This is a genomic window from Anaerotignum faecicola, assembly GCA_024460105.1.
GTDB lineage: Bacteria > Bacillota > Clostridia > Lachnospirales > Anaerotignaceae > JANFXS01.
Map to the genome: position 1 here is coordinate 1 of JANFXS010000470.1, position 406 is coordinate 406.

The following is a 406-nucleotide window of genomic DNA, read 5'->3' on the forward strand; positions in this document are numbered from 1 at the left end:
CTTTTACATTCTGCTGGTTCTTCTGGCGCTGGTTTTTATCTGTCCCCTGATGTATGCGCTCTATAATTCCCTGCTGCCTCTGGATAAGGTCAATACGCTGGTGCCGCCTTCGGAGTTCACTCTGGATAATTACGTGGAGCTTTTCGTCAACCGCCCCATTTTTACATGGTTTATCAATACTCTCGTGGTGGCAGGTGTGACCCTTTTGAGCCAGCTTACGACGGCGCTCCTGGCGGGATACGCTTTGGCGAAGCTGCGTTTTCCGGGAAGAGGAATCGCGTTTAACTGTGTGCTGGTAACGCTGATGATTCCGTTTCAGGTGCTGCTTACTCCGCTTTATATTATGGTGGCAAAGCTGGGATGGCATGACAGGCTGATCGGCCTGATTATTCCCTTTATGCTCAAT

General features: G+C 50.0%; 1 protein-coding gene. It reads left to right on the top strand.

Annotated elements, in window-relative coordinates; genetic code table 11:
- Positions 1 to 406 (top strand): carbohydrate ABC transporter permease (locus tag NE664_14925; protein MCQ4727929.1); only part of this gene is annotated, 406 nt, incomplete at both ends.